This is a genomic window from Streptomyces sp. GC420 (assembly GCF_009916105.1).
Lineage (GTDB): Bacteria > Actinomycetota > Actinomycetes > Streptomycetales > Streptomycetaceae > Streptomyces.
On the sequence record NZ_JAAAXQ010000720.1, the window covers coordinates 1 to 1,685 of the forward strand.

Annotated in this window: 1 protein-coding gene; it reads left to right on the plus strand. The window is 76.7% G+C overall.

Annotated elements, in window-relative coordinates:
- Positions 1–296: 296 nt before the first annotated feature.
- On the plus strand, positions 297–1,586 hold the full coding sequence (locus GUY61_RS38095; protein WP_208106971.1) for an ATP-grasp domain-containing protein: 1,290 nt from the start codon (positions 297–299) through the stop codon (positions 1,584–1,586).
- The last annotated feature ends 99 nt before the right edge of the window (positions 1,587–1,685 follow it).

Consider the following 1,685-nt stretch of genomic DNA (forward strand, 5'->3'; position numbering starts at 1 on the left):
GATACACCAGCCTGATCACATCGTGGCTGGCCACGGGGGCCGCGGAGGCCGAGGGCCCGGGCGCTGTCGCCCCGGTGGCGAAGAGGCAGGCGACCACCACCCCGGCACAACCGGCGGCCAGCCGTCGGCGGGGAAGAGACATGGGTGCTCCTAGGACGGCACGGACACGAACCGGCCACCGGAATCGGCGCCTCGTCAAACGTATTTCTACGGGGCCGATCAGCATTCCCGCGCATGGTCCGTCCGGGTGGCCGTTCCCCCGTCCGGAGCATCGACCGAAGGAACCGAAACCGAAAATGCCCGCCTTCGACACCGGGGTGCCCGCGCTGCTGCTCAGGCTGGACCCCAACCCGTTCCACCACGGGACCCTCGGCGCCGTCCGGTCCCTCGGCCGCGCCGGAATCGAGGTCCACGCCGTCGTCGAGTCCCCGCGCAGCCCCGTCACCCGGTCCCGCCATCTGCACCGTGCCCATGCCGCGCCCCTGGACCGCGGCCTGCCCTCGGTGCTGCGGACGCTGCGCCGGATCTCCGACATCATCGGCAGGCCCGCCGTACTCGTCCCCATGGACGACCTCGGCGCCATCGCCGCGGCCCGGCTCGCCGGACAACTCACCGGCCGCTACCTGCTGCCCGCCCAGCCGCCGGACCTCCCCGAACGCGTCGCCGACAAGGCGGAGCTCGCCGGAATCTGCGAGGGGCTGGGCATCCCCCACCCGGACACCGTGGTCCCCGGGAGCGCCGCCCTGGCCGTCGCCGCGGCCCGGGAGCTGGGGCTGCCCGCGGTCGCCAAGTGGAGCCGGCCCTGGCTGCTGCCGGGCGGCAGCGGGCTGCGCAGCACCTGCCTGGTGCGCACGCCGGGAGAGGCGGGCGAGCTCTACGCGCGCACCGAGCGGGCGGGCAGCAGCCTGCTGCTCCAGCGCCGGCTTCCGGAGAGCCCGTCCGGGGACTGGTTCTTCCACGGATACGCCCGCGCGGCGGGCGGCTGCGCGGCGGGCGGCGCGGGCCGGAAGGAGCGGGCCTGGCCCCACGGGGCGGGTCTGACCGCCGCGGGGCGGCGGCTCCCCAACCCGGAGATCGAGCGGGCCGCCGCCCGGCTGGTCGGCGCGCTCGGCTACCGGGGCGTCTTCGACCTGGACTTCCGCCTCGACCCGCGGACCGGCCGCTGTCACCTGCTGGACTTCAACCCGCGGCCCGGCGCCCAGTTCAGGCTGTTCACCGACTCTGGGGGCCTGGACGTCGTACGGGCGCTGCACCTGGACCTGACCGGGCGGCCGGTGACGACGTCCGCCGCTGAGCCCGGGCGGGTCTTCGTCGTCGAGAACTACCTGCTGCTCTCGCTGCTGGCCGCGCCGCCGGGGCGGCGTCCGGAGCGCCCCGCCGGAATCGAGGCGGCCTGGTTCGCCGGCGACGACCCGGGGCCCTTCCTCGCCATGGCGGCGGCCTCGCTGGGCCGCGGCGCGGCGAAGGCACTCGCCCGGGCGCACCGGCCGAGGCCCCCGGCGGCGCGCGCGCCGGTCCCTCCCGGCCGGCGGGACCGCGACCGGGACGACCACGTCGCCCGGGCCCCCGTGACCCGGCCCTCGTGAACCCGGGCCCTCGTGAACCCGGGCCCCCGTGAACCCGGGCCCCCTGAGCCCGGGCCCTGAACCGGCACCGGGCTCCGAAGCCCTCCGGCCCCTGAACCC

Excerpts from the sequence above, each read along its gene's own strand:
- GUY61_RS38095 (WP_208106971.1), top strand. The coding sequence starts at position 297 with ATGCCCGCCTTCGACACCGGGGTGCCCGCGCTGCTGCTCAGGCTGGAC.